Below are 1325 nucleotides of genomic sequence, written 5' to 3' on the forward strand. Positions count from 1 at the left end.
GGTCGGGCGGAGCATCTACATCCCCAAGGGGTGCTATCTCCACGATCAGCTCGATCCACCGGTCTGCGCGCAGATCATCGGCGAGAGCGAATATTGCGCGATCCTCAAGCCCAGGGCCGGCGTCGCCATCGGGCTATCGATCGCCGGGGGTGAGCACTATCCCGCAAAGCTGGCATCGTTCCAGATCGACGGATCGCTTACCTCAGGCGCTATCGGCCTGTTCCTGGGGCAGGCCTCCAGCGCGGTGCAGGCGGACGGCGTCCGGGTCTTGAACTTCAAGGGAACCGATGCGGTCGGCGTGCGGGTCGGCGACCTGCTCAAATCGACCATTCGCAAGCTGACCGCGCAATGCAATACGCTGAACCTGCATGTCGAGCAGGTCGTGGACCTGTTTCCGACGACGCTTCATTTCGATTCATGCGTGTTCGCCGATGCGTGCACCCATGGCGCCAAGCTGGTCGACGGGTGGAACATCCTGTTCACCAATTGCGATTTCGAAAGCTCCGCCCTGGAAGGCACGCTGCTCGCGCCTCGCGACCAGGGCAATCTGGACCAGATCGTCTTCGACAGCTGCTGGTGGGAGAAGAACTATTTCTCGCATCCGGATCGCTACCAGTTCGTGGCGGGCGACGGCACGCCCCGCGCCGGCGCGGTCATCCATGCCACGCTGCGCAACCCCCGCTTCTCGACCGACACCAACTCCGCCAAGGCGGTGCACATGAACGGCCCGGCCGTGCAGGGCTTCGTCATCACCAACCCGACGATCTACTCGGCCGTGAACGGCGCGATCTCAATCGAGAACGGAGCCTTTGGCGAGATCAACGAATGGCAGGTGATCCGCGGCATGCTGTTCGACAGCGTCGTGCATGACCCGGACAACAAATGCGCATCGAGCGGCTCCGCCGGCTTCAGGTCCTGGACGCCGACGTTCAGCGTCCCCGGCGCAGGCCCGGCGGGCATCGCATCCTCCACCGTCGCGATCGCCGACTACCGATTGGAGGGTGCCAAGACGATGCTCCAGCTCGATTTCACCGTGGTCCTGGCATCGACGGCTCCGCCGACGGCGGTGGTGGCGACGCTGCCGCCCGGGCTCACTCCGGCCCAGTCGGCCGTGTGCTTCGGGTTCGTGATGGAAGACAGCGGCAGCGGCCCGGCGTACGCTCCCGGCGTCCTCGCCGCGTTCACCGATGGCAAGCTATATGCGCGAAAGGCCGACAACGCGGCGTTCGCCGCTGGTGCCACAGTCAACTTTCGCGGCGTGGTAATCTACGAAAACTAGCCCGGCGCTCGGCGACGGCTGCCTTCCCGGAAACACCGGGGAAGCA

Annotated in this window: 1 protein-coding gene; it reads left to right on the plus strand. The window is 64.8% G+C overall.

Annotated elements, in window-relative coordinates:
- On the plus strand, positions 1–1279 hold a 1279-nt coding region (locus AB0K82_RS44510), incomplete at its 5' end, for a hypothetical protein (RefSeq protein ID WP_364409799.1).
- Between the last annotated feature and the right edge of the window lie 46 nt (positions 1280–1325).

It is taken from the genome of Actinoallomurus sp. NPDC052274 (assembly GCF_040679475.1).
GTDB lineage: Bacteria > Actinomycetota > Actinomycetes > Streptosporangiales > Streptosporangiaceae > Actinoallomurus > Actinoallomurus liliacearum.